The following is a 16,039-nucleotide window of genomic DNA, read 5'->3' on the forward strand; positions in this document are numbered from 1 at the left end:
AGTCTAGGGCCAACATTTACACCCTGTCAATCACTGTTTGAGCTCCGCGCATTCCCTCAATGAAGAAATCCTTCATCAATCGAGTTGAACGAGATCGTCAATCTGGAGGGTGTGGGCGACGATTCGTTTAACCGCCGCTTCGCTGATATCCGGGCGCGTTCTCATCAGGGAGATCAGACCGACGATAAGCATGTAGAAGGTCTCGTAAAGGTCACCAATTTTGATCTCATGGTGTCGGCGGAAATCTTCTACGGTGTTATCCACAATGAAGTGCGCGATACGGTCGGCCGCGCGGTCAATGAACTGCAGATACAGTTGCCCGTTCCCAGTCCCCGCCAAGCTCATGCTGAATGGACTGTCTTGATCGATGATCGAACACATAAGATGCACTGCGTCATCAAGAGCTTTATCAACGTTTCCGAGTTCTCGCCCCTCGTTCCACTGACGAACCTGAGCGAGAAAGTCATCAATCACACTGTCGAGGACCGCCGAGGCGGCTTCATCTTTGGTCGCAAAGTAGTGGTAGAACAGGGAGCGCGTGAGGTTCGCTCGCTTCGAGATTGAAGAAACCGTCATCGCTGTAGCCCCACGCTCAACAATCTCAGCTCGGACAGCGTCGAGGATGTGAGAACGCGTCGTTTCACCGCGCTCATTCAGCAGGGGATAAGCTGTAGCCCGCGATGTGAGCGGAGTGTCCATCACATCCCCCCTTTAATAAATGACTGTGTCTGCCACATGATCGGCAGAGTTCCTACGCTAGTGTCGCGAACAGCGCACTATTCGCTGTAGTCGCCGTTCATGTCAGATTCCGATGGAGCTGGGCCAAATTTCTGATCTACTTCCTCAAAGAAGGCGGAAATTGTGCCGATTCCGCATTTGCACTGAGTAACAAGCTGCGCGTCAGAAAGCCCCCACTCACAGTCCAAGTTCACTTCTGCCAGAATTCGAATCTCTCCGTTCTTTTCAGTAAACGAAGCCATCGGCCACAGGTGAGTCGCATGCCAATCTTCAATCAGTAGCTCGACTTCTGACCTCAGCTGAGCATCAACGGGGGTGCTTCGAAAGGCAATAATTGTGAAGATTTCATTCTTCTTGCCGGTGATCCGGAACACGTACTGATTCGAATCGAAACCTGTCACAAAGTCACCCTCGTCGTCGATCTCCCAATTCCAACCCTGTGAGTCAAAAAAGAACCCGACACGTTCAAGGGTGACTGGACGAGTCAGATCCAGCTGATCGGGCTGGTCCGAACGATCCTGCACATCATCTGCCGAAGAAGCTCCCCTACCTTGGTCTTCCCCGTTGTCATCTTCACTGGGAACCTGAAGGGACTGGAGTTCTTGCAGGTCTGCGTCTACATCTAGGACGAGGCCGTCTTTGGCAGAAGCATCCTTTTGCACTTCATCTGCTACTTGGGCATTCAAGATCTTCCTAATTCGATCAAAGATTCCGCTCATAACGACAGCTCCTCGTTCAGTGCTTCAAAGAATTGCATCCCCGTGCCAAGCGCACAATCGATCTGCTGGTAGAGCTGTTCGTCCGTTGCTCCAGACTCCCAGTCAACAGTGTTCTCTACTCGAATATTGACGACTCCCTGATCGTTAAGGGTCGAGCAGACTTTCGGCCAGAGGTGCTTCCTATGCCAGTCAGCAATAAAAGCACGTGCCTCTGGTAGACGGTCCGGATTGATGGGGTTACCCCAGCCACCCAGGATATGGAGAATCTCTTGCTTCGTTCCAGTCAACAAAAAATAAAAGGTGTAGCCATTCCAGCGACCACCCAAATCGCCTTCATTATCAACGAACCACGTCCAGCTACGTTGATTGAAAAGATCCTTCAGGCGGTCTTGAGTTACCGGGGTAGGAATCTTCAATCGATCTGCGCTGTTTGACTCGATGTAACCCATGCTTTCCTTCCCCTTTTTAACGAAATTACCGTTTATCTCTACCAATAACGCTAAGAAACGCATTGTTTCACGATGTCGATACCTGCGCTGAACCGTTCTCCATTCAGGGATGAGCAGTCATCCCAGGCAATCACGTGCCATGGCATCGTTGCCGACCCACCATTGTTCCCAGTCTAGAAGAGACCATGTAGAAATCATTTTGCATTTAGCGTCAATCTGGTGTGTACATGGTCCATGTCAGAATCTTGATATGAATGCTGGCGTCTTCTTCATTTAAAGCCCAAACAGCGCCATGCACCCTCGTGGGCATCCCTCTTCCAAACGCTCGGCGACTGACAGTCCCGGAAAAGAAACACGAACGCCCTCGCAGTTTTTCAGTGAAGAGGATCTTCCCTGTCACTCTGGAAGAAGCGAACCAAGAAGAACCTCGTCGACGCCGAGGAAAACACCCAGGGTGGACGTGAGGGCGAGGCGGTATCACTACCAGCCTCGCCCTCACGCGAAAGAAACTGTCAGGACATCACTGCCACTGATACGGCGAACCTATCTGAGTGGCGCGGATTTGCGAACGCTTACGATTCGTCACCACCAGCCAGATGATGCCGGCAATCAGTAGGATCAGACCAAGAATTCCGATTCCCGTCGCCCAAGCAACTCCCGACATTCCAGCCCCCACCAAATCGTCGGCGGTAACACCAGAAATTGCCATCAATCTAGTGGTTTCACCCTCACATTCAACGACGTAATTTCCGGGCGCCAGACCATCAATGTAGAAAGTGTCCGTCGCACTCGTCGTCATCTTATATTCGGTGTCCGTTTCAACCGAGGTGACCTTACACGAGTAGAGGGTGCCCGCGTAAGCCGAAGGATCCGAACGTGAGGCCGTCACCATCAGCGATCCGCCGTCACCGATGGTGATTGTGTCGCCAGAGCGGATCTCATTCGTTCCAGCAATAACACCGTCAAGATCGAGACCAGCCAGAGCGCCCACCAACAGGGAAATCGGGGCAACGATAAACATCATCAGCAAGCCAACGACCATCATGATGATCGAACCGGCACGGCTAGGAAGCTTCTGAGGCACACCCGGCATCGGCATTCCAGCAACGTTGGGGCCACCAGCCTGTTGGCCGCCATAGGGCTGTCCCATCGGCTGATTCATCGGCTGACCCGGGTACTGAGGTGCATCAGAATTCCACTGCGCTTGCGCACCCTGCGGGTAGCCCGCGCCACCATCATTGAACGTCCCACCCGCGTAAGAACCGTAGGTTGGATTCGATGAACCGGAGACCTCGCCGTACTGAGGCCACGGTGTTTGGGATGAAGCCTGAGGGGCTTGTCCGTTGAAACCGGTCGCGAAACCACCATTCGGCTGGCTACCAGTCGGATCGGTGTTCATTTCAGGGGTCATCAATCCTCCAGATCGATAGTCAATTCTTATCCATCGTATCGGTGAAGAAGCGCCCTGTCTTTGGGGAGCAACCCCGATCAAACCCTGATTTTCCGTAGACAACAGCGCAAAGCACGCTGATCAGCGGCACGCAAAATCCAAACGTTCAGCGCGCAGAGCTTCGACGCCTGGAACATCAAGTGGCGCCAGTTCAAGCCCTGTAGCGCGAGTAAGAAGCAAGTCGGCAAGCTCAGGATTTCGAGCTAAAACGGGTCCATGCATATAGGTAGCAATAACGGATCCTTGAACGACACCATCGTAGGCAATAGGCTCCGGTGTCATCCCTTCGGGAGTTCCGTTGCCAACGCCCGCAATGACGCGACCAAGCGGACGCGCGTTGGGCCCAAGAACCGTCCCACCACCGTGGTTTTCAAAACCGCTCATTGGCTGGGTCAGTCCTTCAAGAAGGGGTTCACAGACAAGCTCGCCAATTGCACGATGCCCCTGCGGATCCGTGGTGACATCAAGAACGCCGAGGCCTTCGACTCGCTCGTCGCGCGCATCGCGATACCAGTGCCCCAAAACCTGCAATGAGGCGCAGATGGCAAGAAGTGGCTTGCCGGCGTCCAAGGCGTGAAGCAAGCCCGAGTCGTCGCGGAATTTCTGAGCCGCCAGTGACTGCGCAGTGTCTTCGCCACCGCCGAGAGTGTAAAGATCCAGTTCTGCTGGGATGTCTTCGTTCAAAGACACTGTCACTAGTTCCGCATCGATACCTCGACGGCGGGCGCGCTCTGCCAGAATCAGAGCATTGCCCGTATCTCCGTAGGTGCCCAGCACGTCGGGAAACAAGACCCCGATTCGCAGGGTTGATTCACTCATCGTCCACCCTCCTATCGTCCAGTTGCTGATTTCTGGCGAGCATCAAGGATTACTTTAAAGTCTCGAAGAGCCGTGTAGTTCAGCAACATTTCAACCTTGCCGGGCTCAAGGAGCTTCAAGGCGTCCATGGGTAGTGGCGCAAGATCGCAGTGAATTCCCGCGTATTCAAGGCGGACGGCCAAGTCGGCGCCTCGTTCACCGCACGCGACAATGCGACGATCGTCGGACGCGGACAACACGGAGAAGTCGACATCCCAGAGCCACGAGAGATCCTGCCCGTCCGGAACCTGGCCGTTGACTGCAATCACGACCTGTTTGACACGCGGGTCAACCATCGTCATCGCTTCTTGCCAGCCTGCCGGATTCTTCGCCAACATGATGCGAGCGCGACGCCCATCAACGTCATGAATGGAATACCGTCCGGCAACCTGACGCACTTGACCGATCGCGTTGGCGGCCACCTGCGGATCAATCCCCAACGCGACCGCGGCCGCTACCGCCTGGGCAGCGTTGCCAAGGTTTGCGCGCCCCGGGAGCTGCAGGTGCAAAGGAACGCGAACGTCGTTTGGTCCGTACAGAATTGCCGAGGGCCCGCTTGCTCCTTCCGGCATCAAATCGATGTTGCCGATTGTCCAGTCTGGCGTGGGACGCTGGCGAAGTTCGGGGAGTTCTTCGCCGAGGAAAGCTTCAATGAGATGCCACGAATCGGAGTCACGAACAACCCTGCCACCGCGCGGATAGGCCACGGAGTCGTCTCCCCATCCGGCGCCCGCGGCAACCCAGACAACGTTTCGCGCTTCGCAGGCTGCCGACACGATCAGCGGATCATCACAGTTCGCAACAACAAGGGAATCAGGGTTTTCTTCAACTGCCTGACGCAGACGGCGTTCAACCGAACCAATTTCACCGACGCGATCCAGCTGATCGCGAGACAGATTGAGGAAGACAAAAACTTTGGGCGAAACGTGCGCTGCAACGGCGGGCACGTGCATCTCATCAACTTCGAGGGCCGCGTGTGGCGCGGTCGGCGTGCTCATCAGCGCGGTGATAATACCCGAGCCCATGTTGTCGCCATTCACGTTCGAGGCAACCTGACCTGCTGTTTCAAGGGCCGCGCGAACGAATCGGTTGGTCGTTGACTTGCCGTTCGTCCCTGACACGATCACGGAGTCCATCGGGACTGCAAGTTCCGACAGAATATTCGGGTAGATACGGCTGGCGACTTCACCGCCGATCATTCCGCCTGATCCTCGTCCCAGAATTCGCGAGGCCGTGCGGGCAAGTGTGCCCGCACCGAGTGCAAGTTGGGCGCGCATCGGCAGTCGGTGCGCCGACGAATCGTGAGAACTCATGGGGTAACCCTAACGCGAGTGTAGAACTATCTGCGCAAATACACTTCGGGGCGAGCGTGACTATTGTCAACGCTCGCCCCGAAGATGCAGAGGTTATGGCGATTAGTCGACGACGGAAATCGTCCCGTCGATCACCCTGACACCCGAAGGTCCTGCTTCGATAACAGCCCGGATTGTGCGTTCCGGGTACGGGCTTGCAGTACGGATTGGACGCCAGATAGAGATTTCCCTCCCTTGCCCATCGCGGGCAGAAGGATTAACCCACGGGCGCTCACCGCGACGCATCGGCGACACCACGCCGTTTGCGGACGCGGCGAAGACTCGATCTTGACGAGCTTCAAGTTCTTCGATCCGCTGGCACAGCGCGACGCGCTCAGCTTCGAGGCTTTCCACTCGGCGTTCAAGTTCAAGGATCCGCTGGATTCCAGCAAGATTGATGCCTTCATCCTGGCTCATCCTCTGTACCTCGCGCAGACGTTGAACGTCGCGTTGCGAGTAGCGACGTCCTCTGCCCTTTGTGCGCGCGGGCGTCACCAAACCGAGGCGATCGTATTGACGAAGAGTCTGCGGGTGCATGCCTGCAAGCTCAGCCGCCACTGAAATAACGAACGTCAGTGCGTCATCAGAATCGGAAGAACGCCGCCTGACCATCGGTCACTCCTTCGCCTTCTCCATCAGGGTGGCTCGCACGTCCTGGTGATCAAAAGAGTCAGCAAGTGCCTTCACGGCATCTTTCTGTTCCTTGGTCAGGTGGTCTGGAACGGCAACCATGATCTCGATCAGCAGGTCACCCGTGTGCTTCGCGGTTTCAACACCGCGTTTGCGCACGCGTAGAACCGCGCCTGATTGAGTTCCAGCAGGCACCTTCACAGTCACGGTATTCCCATCGATCAGTGGAACGTCGATCTTCGTACCCAAGGCCGCTTCGGCGAACGTCACGGGAACTCTCACGCGCAGATTGTCGCCATCCCGGGTGAATACCGGATGGGGCTCAACGTGGATCGTCACCTGAAGGTCGCCGGACTGGCCACCGTTTTCCCCGGGCATTCCTTTGCCACGAAGACGAACCTTCTGACCTTCTTTAATGCCTGCGGGGATACGAACGGTGTTCTTCTTCCCGTCGACTTTCATGGTGAGCGTTGCTCCCTTGAGCGACTCACGGAAAGTGATCGACGTCGACGCGATTCGGTCGGCGCCTTTCCTGGGACGTGGCGGGGTGTGACCAAAGCGGGTACCAGCCCCGTAGTTCGGCTGAGGGCCGCCGGCGTTGAAGCCACCGGCCGCTCCACCGAACATTCCGAAGAGATCCTCGATATTGACTCCCGAACCGGAAGTTGAGAAGTTGAAGCTAGTGCCTTGACCACCGAACATCGACGAGAACGCATCTGTGAAGCCGGCACTACCCGGGCCACCGGCGGAGAAGCGAGCTCCTCCACCCATGGCACGGATCGCGTCGTATTGCTTACGCTGTTCCTCGTCAGACAGCACCGCGTAGGCTTCGCCGATTTCCTTGAACTTGGTTTCCGCCTTTTCATCACCCGGATTCTGGTCGGGGTGATACTGGCGAGCAAGCTTGCGGTAGGCCTTCTTAATCGCTGTTTGGTCGGCATCTTTTGCTACGCCCAGCGTCTTATAGAAGTCTTTTTCAAGCCAATCTTGTCCGCTCACTTTCACTCACCTCCATCATTCTTTGAGTTTGGGCGGATACGGGTATGTGGTTTATTCAGGGTTGTCCACCATGACCTTCGCAGCACGTAGAATCTTTTCATCGCGACGATAGCCGGGCTGGAGGATCTGGGCGATGGTTGCTACCTGAACCTCTGGGTTCACGTTGGCAAGCAGGGCCTCATGCTGAGTGGGATCGAATTCTTCACCTACAGCGCCGTAGCGTTCCAGGTTGAAGCGCGAGGCCAGAACGCTTTCCAGCTTCGTTGCAATCGCAGCAAAGGGGCCATCTTCGAGCTCCCCGTGAGCGCGGGCCGCATCGATGTCATCGAGAACGCTGATGAGCGCTTCAATGACTTCGCTCTGGCCGGATTCACGGTGGCCTGAAGCAGCTTCCTTCGCCCTGCGCACGTAGTTCGAGTACTCCTGATTCAGGTTGTACAGGTCAGCGTGCGCACGTGCCAGCTGGTCTTCGAAGTTAGCGATTTTCTCGAGTGCGTTTGCAAGGTCCGAGTCTTCAACTTGTTCCTCGAAGGCGCTCATGTCAGTCAGTGCCTCGTCAGCTAACTGCGCGGTGGCTTCGCCTGCAGTTTCCCCGGTTGATGCGGACGCGGCCGCGCCGGCTGCGAACTGTTCGTCCGAGCTCGGTGCGACCTGCGCCTGCGATGCCTGGTCGTTGACCTTGGCATCGCTGTGATCCTGGGGACCGGACTGGAAGCCCTGGTTCTCAGTTTCGCTCACTTGGTGTCGTCCTCATCCACGATTTCAGCATCGATGACGTCTTCATCAGCTGCGGGGGCATCGCCAGCCGGAGTCTCGGTGCCTGCTGCTTCAGCCGCCTGCTGGGAGGCATAGACCTCTTCGCCGATCTTCATCGCGGAAGCGTTGAGCTTCTCGAGAGCTGACTTCACGGCCCCGGTGTCCTCACCCTTGAGCGCTTCCTTGACGGCGTCAACGTCAGCCTGAACCGCGGTGCGGGTCGCCTCGGTGACAGTTTCGTCGTTGTCCTTGAGGAGCTTCTCAATCGAGTAAACGACCTGCTCAGCCTGGTTACGAGTGTCGGCGTCTTCACGGCGCTTCTTGTCCTCGGCTGCGTGCTCTTCAGCTTCCTTCACCATGCGGTCGATGTCTTCCTTTGGAAGAGCGGAGCCACCGGTGATGGTGACGGACTGTTCCTTGCCGGTGCCACGGTCCTTCGCGGAAACGTGGACGATACCGTTGGCGTCGATGTCGAAGGTGACCTCAATCTGCGGGATGCCACGTGGAGCCGGCGCAATACCGGACAGCTCGAAGGTGCCGAGCAGCTTGTTGTCCCGGGCGAACTCACGCTCACCCTGGTAGACCTGAATGAGCACGGACGGCTGACCATCTTCGGCGGTCGAGAAGACCTCGGACGCCTTGGTCGGGATCGCGGTGTTGCGATCGATCAACTTGGTCATGATGCCACCCTTGGTCTCGATACCGAGGCTCAGCGGGGTCACGTCGATCAACAGGACGTCCTTGCGGTCACCCTGGATGACGCCGGCCTGGAGGGCCGCACCAACGGCGACAACCTCATCGGGGTTCACGCCCTTGTTCGGTTCACGGCCGCCGGTCAGCTGCTTGACCACGTCGGAAACGGCAGGCATACGGGTGGAGCCACCGACCAGAACCACGTGGTCAATGTCTTTGACGGAGATTCCGGCTTCGGCAATGACGTCGTGGAACGGCTTCTTGGTACGATCCAGCAGGTCCGAGGTCATTTCCTCGAACTTTGCGCGGGTCAGGGACTCGTCCAGGTGGATCGGGCCGTCTGCGGTCATCGACAGGTACTGCAGGGAGATGTTAGTCGAGGTTGCGCTGGAGAGTTCCTTCTTGGCCTGCTCAGCGGCTTCCTTCAGGCGCTGCAGAGCGACGGTGTCCTTGGACAGGTCCGCGCCAGTCTTCGCCTTGACCTGATCAATCAGCCAGTTGACGATGCGCTGATCCCAGTCGTCGCCACCGAGGCGGTTGTCGCCGGAGGTTGCGCGAACCTGAATGGTCGAGAAACCGTCGTCATCCTTGCCGATTTCGAGCAGGGAGACGTCAAAGGTTCCACCACCGAGGTCGAAAACCAGGATGAGTTCATCTTCCTTGCCCTTTTCGAGGCCGTATGCAAGTGCTGCTGCGGTGGGCTCGTTAACGATGCGCTGGACGTTGAGGCCTGCGATCTGGCCCGCGTCCTTCGTTGCCTGACGCTCAGCGTCGTTGAAGTAGGCGGGGACAGTGATGACGGCATCGGTGACGGGCTCGCCGAGGAATGCTTCCGCGTCAGCCTTCAGCTTGGAGAGGATGCGCGCGGAGATTTCCTGAGCGGTGTACTTCTTATCGTCAATTTCGACGCTCCAGTCGGTGCCCATGTGACGCTTGACCGAGGAGATCGTACGGTCAACGTTGGTCACAGCCTGACGCTTTGCGATTTCGCCGACGAGGACCTCGCCAGACTTGGAGAATGCGACAACGGAAGGCGTGGTGCGCATGCCTTCTGCGTTCGCGATGATTGTGGGTTCGCCGCCTTCGAGGACAGCGATTGCGGAGTTGGTGGTACCGAGGTCAATGCCTACTGCACGTGCCATGTATGTGTTCCTTTCGTTCAGCCACCCAGCTTCGCTGGTGACTGCATGTGAAGTTTTCTTGGACTGCCGTATGCGCGAGGCGCCTACTTGAGTCCGACAGGCTCAACTTTATACACCCGAAGTTCACTGCGCAAGAGGAAAACGAAAAGTTGAGTCACCAAAACTCAATGTTCACACGTTTATGCAGGTCAAGAGCGTATTTGACTTCACACATTACCGAGCACTTACCGGTGTTTTCAGCGATCCCGTCGACGATAACCCAACTGGAGTCATGGAAGAGGCTGACTACGAGGCTCTTGGTCTCAACTGGCGTTACATCACCACGAAAGCAAGCCACTCCGGGCGACTTCCCCAACGCGATCACCGATCAGATGACAGTCTGCGACGCTGTCTTTAAGGCAGTGAACACTCACTTCCGTCTTACCTGCCAAGGAGTGAGAGAATACTGAGACGTATCCGACCCTCCCTCTTACAGCGAATAGGCGGACCTTGTGTCTTCGATCCAGCTCAGGCTTTCCCCGCGTTCCACAAGCGACATTCTCTGTCAGCACTGGAATGCAGGTCGTTGCCACTCGTGCACGAATATTGAGGTTCCTTACGGCGACCAGCTTGCCACGAAGACAACGCGTGTTCGCGACCAGTTAGCCGACGTTGCTGGAGCCACCGATATCGCATGGCTTCCCCCTGTTACCTCGTCGCCGACCGGCTTTCGCACGAACGCAAAGTTGGTCGTCGGTGGCACGAGGCGCCGGCCGACTCTTGGCATTTTGGGACGCGATCGCAGGGGTGTTGACCTGCCGGATTGCCCGATTCAGCATTCTGCAATTAACCGTGCGACGCCGGGGTTAAAGCGCTTTATTCGCCAGCTGAACCTGACGCCGTATGACGTGCCCACAAAGAGCGGCGAGTTGAAGTATGTGCTACTCACCGTCGGCGTGGATAATGCTCTGATGTGTCGCTTCGTGCTTCGCACACGCGACCGCGTCTCAGATATTCGCAAGGCACTCCCCTACTTGTTTGACTTGGTACCACATATTGAGGTCGTCACCGCAAACATTCACCCCACACACGAAGCGATCGTCGAAGGTCCCGACGAGATCATTCTGACCACGCGTCGCACACTGAAGATGGCGGTCGGTGATGTTCAGCTGGCGCTCGGGCCTCGTTCATTCACGCAGACGAATACGGAGGTGGCCGGAAAGTTGTACCGCCAGGTCACCGAATGGGCAGTTTCGGATAACGAGGCCGACCACCCTCGCTCAGCCTGGGATCTTTACTGCGGGGTCGGAGGTTTCGCTCTTCACTTGGCAGCGGCCGGCATTACTCCCGTAACGGGCGTGGAAGTATCGGATCAGGCGATAGCTTCGGCAATTCAAGGTGCTCGCCAGTTGAAGCTGGGGCGCGCGGACGCGCAGTTCATCGCTAAGGACGCGACGGCTTGGGCTGCTCGCCAGCCCGAAGAAAGCCGACCGGACGTGCTGGTTATTAACCCGCCACGTCGAGGGATCGGCTCAGAATTGGCCTCGTGGATTAGCGAATCTGGAATCCCGCGAGTCATCTACTCGTCGTGCAACCCGAAATCGCTCGCACGCGACTTGACAGAAATGCCGAACTATCGGGGCCTCGAAGCGCGCGTATTCGACATGTTCCCGCACACGGATCATGTGGAGACGTCAGTATTGATGTCAAGGGTCGGAGCGTAATAAGCTATAAAATACGGTGATACTCCACTTTTCTGGCAATCGGGCTGATTTATCATTGAGCAGATAAAACGCTCTGTGGCAAAAAGGGACTGCGAGTGATCTGTAATGCAAAGGAGCGTAATTTATGATTATAGAAGAATTAAAAGTCATCGTTGACAGGCTTAACAAACAAGGGAAGATGATTTTTCTCGAAGGAGCAACAGAAGAACAGATTACTCGGTTCGAGAAAGAACATGAAATTACACTTCCTGAAAAGTATAAAGAGTGGCTTTTGCACTCTGATGGTGGTGAATTATTTCTGCCAGCCGGAGTCCAGTTTTACGGTGTGGCCCATAAGCCAGTTATTGATGTAAATGAAAATGACAGGCCTGATGAAAACTACATTGTCATCGGCGCATTAGCTTCAGGCGATCCGGTATTATGTGAGAAGTCGGGAGAGAAAATTTCGATATACAATCACGAGGCAGGAAGTGTTGATGACGAGCTGACCTATGATGATTTTTACACTTTTTTGAACGACCTTTATGACTTGCTTGGTATAGGAGAGTGAGCCTATGCCAAAAACAAGTATAAAGGAAAGAAATAAGGCGATAAGACTTGCTTGGGAAAGAGAGCAAAAATTAGTCGCTGAAGGCAAAGGAACACGGGACTGGTCGCAGGATCAGCAAAAGGACATTCTTGATCCTGAAAAAGGAAAAGCCTACGACGAAAATGGACGTGCTTTTGAAGGCCAGCACATGAAGAGCGCTGCTGAATATTCTGAGTATCAGGGCGATCCGGATAATATTCAGTTTCTTTCAAGAGATGAACATCTGGAGGCACATAAAGGAAGTTGGCAGAATCCGACTAACTGGTACTATAATCCGGAAACGAAAGAGTTCGTAGATTTCGGAGATAATAAACCTACTCCTTGTGCTCCGATTAATCTTAGTGAGCCGGTATGCAGTCCTGTTATTGAGAGCCAGAATAATAGCGAAAAACTACAAACGGTCAAGCATGATACAACTTCTACAGAGCACACAAAACCTTCACGACAAGAGGATGTGTCGCACCACTCTGAAAACATATCACAAAAGAATCCTACAGTAGCTCCACCTGAGACACATGAGGGCATTGGTGATAAGAATAAGATTTCCCATATTTTTGACGTTGCAAACGAATTTGGTAAAAAGCATCCTGTTCTTACGGGTGCATTAAAGGCTGCGGGGTATATAATTGCTGGAGTAGGTGCAATATATCTCGCCAGCGAGTCGGGCGGTGGATCAAGTTCCTCTTCGTCAGAAGAAGATATCAGTGGTTCTTCTGATGACGACTACAGCGATTATTCGAGTTCGGATGAGTTGGATAGCCCATCTTCCAGTAGAGATTATCCAGACGAGCGATCATCGCCGGCTGAGCATACAGTGCCCGCACACGGACAGCATTATCGCACAAAGGATGGTCTGATCTGGAAAGAAAAAGAACCGTATCAACGCGGCGGTAAACACGATGATGATTAGAATCGAGACGATGGGATTTCGGACATATTCCCTCAGAGCGATGAGTAGAGACGATTGGAAAATCTGCGCGTCCGCTTATATATAGTAGGAACAACCACATCGACCTGTTTCCGAGAACGTCCGAAGTCGATAAAATGGCGATTTTGAGGGTGTAAAAGTTGTGGATTTATTTCCGAGAACGAACGGTACCGAAAAAATCGGCAAAAATGACCATTTGACATCCATCTGGAGCAATCAAGCCACGCCGAGGTTGCAATTGCCTTGGAGCGTTGCTGACTACAATCGCCTCAGGCTTGGCTGAGCACTGAGACAAGCTCAGAAATTGGGCGCATGCCCCCAGTTTGAACGTTGTGTCCTCCTTCGCCCATATTTGACGATATCCCGCCACTGAAAAAGCCTGACAGGGGAAACCTCCGACAAAGATATCGGCATCGGGTACTTCTTCAGGCAGAACCTCGTGAATATCGCGCCCATCTACTGTGAGGTCAAAGTTCTGTTCGTACGTTTCAACGGCATATGGATCGAACTCACTGGCGTAAATCATCTTTACTGTGCCGGTTTCTTCGAATCCGAGTCGATCCCTCCGACTCCCGCCAAGAATGACTAACGTCCAGTTCTCGGCCATGAATATGCCCCATTTCCACGTGGTACGCCCCACGGCTAACAGGAATTGCGGCACGCCGCAGCTTGGCCTCAATCACCCCAGCCGGCAAGCAGGTTTCGCGCCTGCTCAGCCAATGCGTCAATTGCAGGCTGCGCTTCATTGGCCCATGGAATGTAGTGGAACTCTGATCCGCCCGCATCAGTGAATGCTGTACGGTTCAGCTGGTCAATCTCTTCAAGGGTCTCCAGACAGTCGGCAACGAAGCCGGGGCAGATGATATCGACGCGCCTCGTCCCCTGCTTGCCGAGTTCACCAACCGTGTCGATCGTCGCCGGACCATTCCACTCGGCAGGACCGAAAACAGACTGGAAAGTAGCGATGCAGGACTCTTCATTCAGTCCCAGTCGCTCACGCAGAAGCGCAGCCGTTTCCTTGCATTCGTCAATGTAGGGATCACCCTTCTTCGACATGGCAACCGGAATTGAGTGGAACGAGAGGATCAGACGGTCACCACCGGCAAAGTCCGGAGTGCCGTTGAGCTCCCACGACTCACGGATTGGAGTTTCAAGCGCGTCAATATAGGTGGACGCAGTCGGAAACGAACGGGATAGCCGGATTTCAGGGTGCTCGCGCCTCGACAGTAGCCACTTGGCGGCCGCGTCATTCACGGACGCAATCGTGGTCGCCGAATACTGCGGGTAGGCCGACAGGATCGCGATCTTTCGATAGCCCTGCGTCATCAGATCATCAAGGACACTTCCGAGGCTTGGCTGGCCGTAGCGCATTGCGGGCACGACTTTCATTCCAAGCTGTTCGCTCAGAAGTTCCGCCTGACGTGTCGTGTAGTGCAGTAGCGGGGATCCTTCATCCAGCCACACGGTCCGATATTTCGCGGCGGATTGGGCCGGTCGAACGCGCAGGATCACTCCCTCAAGGATCGGGCGCCAGACAGCTTTCGGCATTTCAATGACTCGCGAATCACTGAGGAACTCACGCAAATACGTGCGAACATCCGCAGTCGTCGGAGTTTTCGGAGTTCCAAGGTTGGCAAGTACGAGGGCCGGAGCATCACTGTGGCGCATAGTCCGAGTTTAACGGGTGGTTCACAGCGCTTTTCTGACAGGTGTCATCAGAATGTGTTCTGTCCGGTATGACGCACGAACCGTCGTATGTGTCGATGGCTACGTTACGACAACACGTCCAGCAAATCTGACCTGGCTAGCACAACCGACCAACCGACCAACCGACCAAGATACCAACTAAGGTGCCGACCAAGATAACTATTGGAAGTTCGACAGTTTTCTTGGGAGGTGCAGATGGAAAACGTTTCAGCAGGGGAAAACGGCGCGGTCATCGACCGTGTCACAGTCCTCGGCTTGCGCACAGTGATCGGCAGCCTGGCCCTACCCGTCATCATTGCTCGCATTGTTTCCGCGAACGGCAATTTTGCTCTTAATAGGAAGGTTTTCCATGCTCGCCCTGGCACTCTTGTCTCAACTGGTCTCCGGTACGCTTCCCTCGCTGTCACGCTCGTTGGCACGTCGTACGTGGGCCTTTGACTTCTGACTCACGTCGGAATCCCGCTCTGGATTGCGAAGTTGATCGTCGACATTTCGCTCTACTGTGTGTCCTAGCGCGTGCAGAAACGTTGGGTTTTCGCCAAATATGAAACGCCCATGTACGAGGCCGGACAGGTTTCGCTCCCTGGCCTTCCGCTCCAATTTCACTGCTCGCGACCGCGGGGCAAGCCGGCTAGGTCCATGCGGATCAGCCGAAAGAGCACGAACTGTTTATTCGTCTGACCTCGCGGTTTGGGACGCATAAGGCGACGTGACATTCGAAGGGCGATCACGGTCGTTTCCTTGGGTGGCCTTCGCCCGTAGAATTGCGACAAGATTGCGACAGGATTGCGTGAAGACGCGAAGTGAAAGGACCCTTATGACCATCGAGATCATCACCGAATCGTCCCCCGAAATCGTCGAGGCGATGGAGCGCCTGATTCCTCAGCTGTCCCGTTCAGCTGCCCCACTGGACGCGGCTGGGTGCGAGCGTTTCATTTCTCAGCCCGGCGTTCACCTGTTCGTTTTCCGCTCCGACAAGGCTGACGAGTCCGGCGCTTTCCCGATCCTCGGCATGCTCTCGCTGGCAACCTTCGAGATCCCGACCGGCGTGCGCGCCTGGGTCGAGGATGTCGTTGTTGATTCAGCTGCTCGTGGCCAGGGTGCCGGTCAGGCGCTCGTTGAGGCCGCGATTCGCCATGCTCAGGAAGTTGGCGCACGCACGGTCGATCTGACCAGCCGTCCGTCACGCGAGGCAGCGAACCGCCTCTACCAGCGCGCCGGTTTCGAGTTGCGTGAGACGAACGTGTACCGCGTTCCACTGGACAAGTAAGCGCTACGTCGCCAGTTGGCGCCTTTTTCTTGGGTACGAGGCTGGGTCTGCTGACC

19 protein-coding genes are annotated in these 16,039 nt (G+C 55.4%); 6 read left to right on the forward strand and 13 right to left on the reverse strand.

Annotated elements, in window-relative coordinates; all coding sequences use genetic code 11:
- Positions 1 to 75: 75 nt before the first annotated feature.
- From QP381_RS07000 to dnaK, 10 genes are all read right to left on the reverse strand, one after another.
- The gene (locus QP381_RS07000; protein ID WP_006680258.1) at positions 76 to 699 is read right to left on the reverse strand and encodes a TetR/AcrR family transcriptional regulator; all 624 of its coding nucleotides are present in this window, start codon (positions 697 to 699) and stop codon (positions 76 to 78) included.
- A 77-nt stretch (positions 700 to 776) separates the two neighbouring features.
- Positions 777 to 1,457: a YbjN domain-containing protein gene (locus tag QP381_RS07005; RefSeq protein ID WP_006680259.1), complete on the reverse strand. Its 681-nt coding sequence runs from the start codon at positions 1,455 to 1,457 to the stop codon at positions 777 to 779.
- Positions 1,454 to 1,906 carry a YbjN domain-containing protein gene (locus tag QP381_RS07010; protein ID WP_103632488.1) on the reverse strand — a complete coding sequence of 151 codons (453 nt, stop codon included), beginning with the start codon at positions 1,904 to 1,906 and terminating at the stop codon, positions 1,454 to 1,456. The genes QP381_RS07005 and QP381_RS07010 overlap by 4 nt, the downstream gene beginning before the upstream one ends.
- Before the next feature lie 520 nt (positions 1,907 to 2,426).
- Entirely contained in the window at positions 2,427 to 3,317 is an 891-nt protein-coding gene (locus QP381_RS07015) for a hypothetical protein (RefSeq protein WP_006680261.1), read from the reverse strand.
- A gap of 120 nt (positions 3,318 to 3,437) precedes the next feature.
- Positions 3,438 to 4,175 (reverse strand): type 1 glutamine amidotransferase, encoded by a 738-nt coding sequence (locus tag QP381_RS07020; RefSeq protein ID WP_006680262.1) that lies wholly within the window; start codon positions 4,173 to 4,175, stop codon positions 3,438 to 3,440.
- Positions 4,176 to 4,186: 11 nt separating this feature from the next.
- Positions 4,187 to 5,527 carry a Mur ligase family protein gene (locus QP381_RS07025; RefSeq protein WP_006680263.1) on the reverse strand — a complete coding sequence of 447 codons (1,341 nt, stop codon included), beginning with the start codon at positions 5,525 to 5,527 and terminating at the stop codon, positions 4,187 to 4,189.
- A 102-nt stretch (positions 5,528 to 5,629) separates the two neighbouring features.
- Complete coding sequence (locus QP381_RS07030) at positions 5,630 to 6,178, reverse strand: heat shock protein transcriptional repressor HspR (RefSeq protein ID WP_006680264.1); 549 nt, start codon at positions 6,176 to 6,178, stop codon at positions 5,630 to 5,632.
- 3 nt (positions 6,179 to 6,181) lie between these two features.
- Positions 6,182 to 7,195: a DnaJ C-terminal domain-containing protein gene (locus QP381_RS07035; RefSeq protein WP_006680265.1), complete on the reverse strand. Its 1,014-nt coding sequence runs from the start codon at positions 7,193 to 7,195 to the stop codon at positions 6,182 to 6,184.
- Between the two features lie 51 nt (positions 7,196 to 7,246).
- Positions 7,247 to 7,933: a nucleotide exchange factor GrpE gene (locus QP381_RS07040; protein WP_285068184.1), complete on the reverse strand. Its 687-nt coding sequence runs from the start codon at positions 7,931 to 7,933 to the stop codon at positions 7,247 to 7,249.
- Positions 7,930 to 9,786 (reverse strand): molecular chaperone DnaK, encoded by a 1,857-nt coding sequence (gene dnaK, locus QP381_RS07045; protein ID WP_219585462.1) that lies wholly within the window; start codon positions 9,784 to 9,786, stop codon positions 7,930 to 7,932. The genes QP381_RS07040 and dnaK overlap by 4 nt, the downstream gene beginning before the upstream one ends.
- A gap of 181 nt (positions 9,787 to 9,967) precedes the next feature.
- Between dnaK and QP381_RS07050 the strand changes: the two genes are divergently transcribed.
- The 4 genes from QP381_RS07050 to QP381_RS07065 all read left to right on the forward strand — a co-directional run bounded on the left by QP381_RS07050 (position 9,968) and on the right by QP381_RS07065 (position 12,988).
- On the forward strand, positions 9,968 to 10,183 hold the full coding sequence (locus tag QP381_RS07050) for a hypothetical protein (RefSeq protein ID WP_285068185.1): 216 nt from the start codon (positions 9,968 to 9,970) through the stop codon (positions 10,181 to 10,183).
- Between the two features lie 139 nt (positions 10,184 to 10,322).
- The gene (locus QP381_RS07055) at positions 10,323 to 11,489 is read left to right on the forward strand and encodes a methyltransferase domain-containing protein (protein WP_285068210.1); all 1,167 of its coding nucleotides are present in this window, start codon (positions 10,323 to 10,325) and stop codon (positions 11,487 to 11,489) included.
- Positions 11,490 to 11,613: 124 nt separating this feature from the next.
- Complete coding sequence (locus tag QP381_RS07060; RefSeq protein WP_006680269.1) at positions 11,614 to 12,039, forward strand: SMI1/KNR4 family protein; 426 nt, start codon at positions 11,614 to 11,616, stop codon at positions 12,037 to 12,039.
- Positions 12,040 to 12,043: 4 nt separating this feature from the next.
- The gene (locus QP381_RS07065; RefSeq protein ID WP_006680270.1) at positions 12,044 to 12,988 is read left to right on the forward strand and encodes a hypothetical protein; all 945 of its coding nucleotides are present in this window, start codon (positions 12,044 to 12,046) and stop codon (positions 12,986 to 12,988) included.
- Between the two features lie 166 nt (positions 12,989 to 13,154).
- Here QP381_RS07065 and QP381_RS07070 read toward each other — a convergent pair whose 3' ends face one another.
- Together QP381_RS07070 and hemH are read right to left on the reverse strand one after the other, a co-directional pair.
- Positions 13,155 to 13,613: a DNA cytosine methyltransferase gene (locus QP381_RS07070; protein ID WP_243440746.1), complete on the reverse strand. Its 459-nt coding sequence runs from the start codon at positions 13,611 to 13,613 to the stop codon at positions 13,155 to 13,157.
- A 68-nt stretch (positions 13,614 to 13,681) separates the two neighbouring features.
- Positions 13,682 to 14,674 (reverse strand): ferrochelatase, encoded by a 993-nt coding sequence (gene hemH, locus QP381_RS07075; RefSeq protein ID WP_285068186.1) that lies wholly within the window; start codon positions 14,672 to 14,674, stop codon positions 13,682 to 13,684.
- A 234-nt stretch (positions 14,675 to 14,908) separates the two neighbouring features.
- Here hemH and QP381_RS07080 point away from each other — a divergent pair, with 234 nt between their 5' ends.
- Complete coding sequence (locus QP381_RS07080) at positions 14,909 to 15,151, forward strand: hypothetical protein (RefSeq protein WP_006680273.1); 243 nt, start codon at positions 14,909 to 14,911, stop codon at positions 15,149 to 15,151.
- Positions 15,152 to 15,315: 164 nt separating this feature from the next.
- Here the strand turns inward: QP381_RS07080 and QP381_RS07085 are convergent, their stop codons facing one another.
- Positions 15,316 to 15,444 (reverse strand): hypothetical protein, encoded by a 129-nt coding sequence (locus QP381_RS07085; RefSeq protein WP_285068187.1) that lies wholly within the window; start codon positions 15,442 to 15,444, stop codon positions 15,316 to 15,318.
- 86 nt (positions 15,445 to 15,530) lie between these two features.
- On the opposite strand from QP381_RS07085, the gene QP381_RS07090 reads away from it, so the two are divergent.
- The gene (locus QP381_RS07090; RefSeq protein WP_006680274.1) at positions 15,531 to 15,983 is read left to right on the forward strand and encodes a GNAT family N-acetyltransferase; all 453 of its coding nucleotides are present in this window, start codon (positions 15,531 to 15,533) and stop codon (positions 15,981 to 15,983) included.
- Positions 15,984 to 16,039: the final 56 nt, after the last annotated feature.

The organism is Pauljensenia sp. UMB6358, from assembly GCF_030216865.1.
GTDB classification, from domain to species: Bacteria; Actinomycetota; Actinomycetes; order Actinomycetales; family Actinomycetaceae; genus Pauljensenia; species Pauljensenia turicensis_A.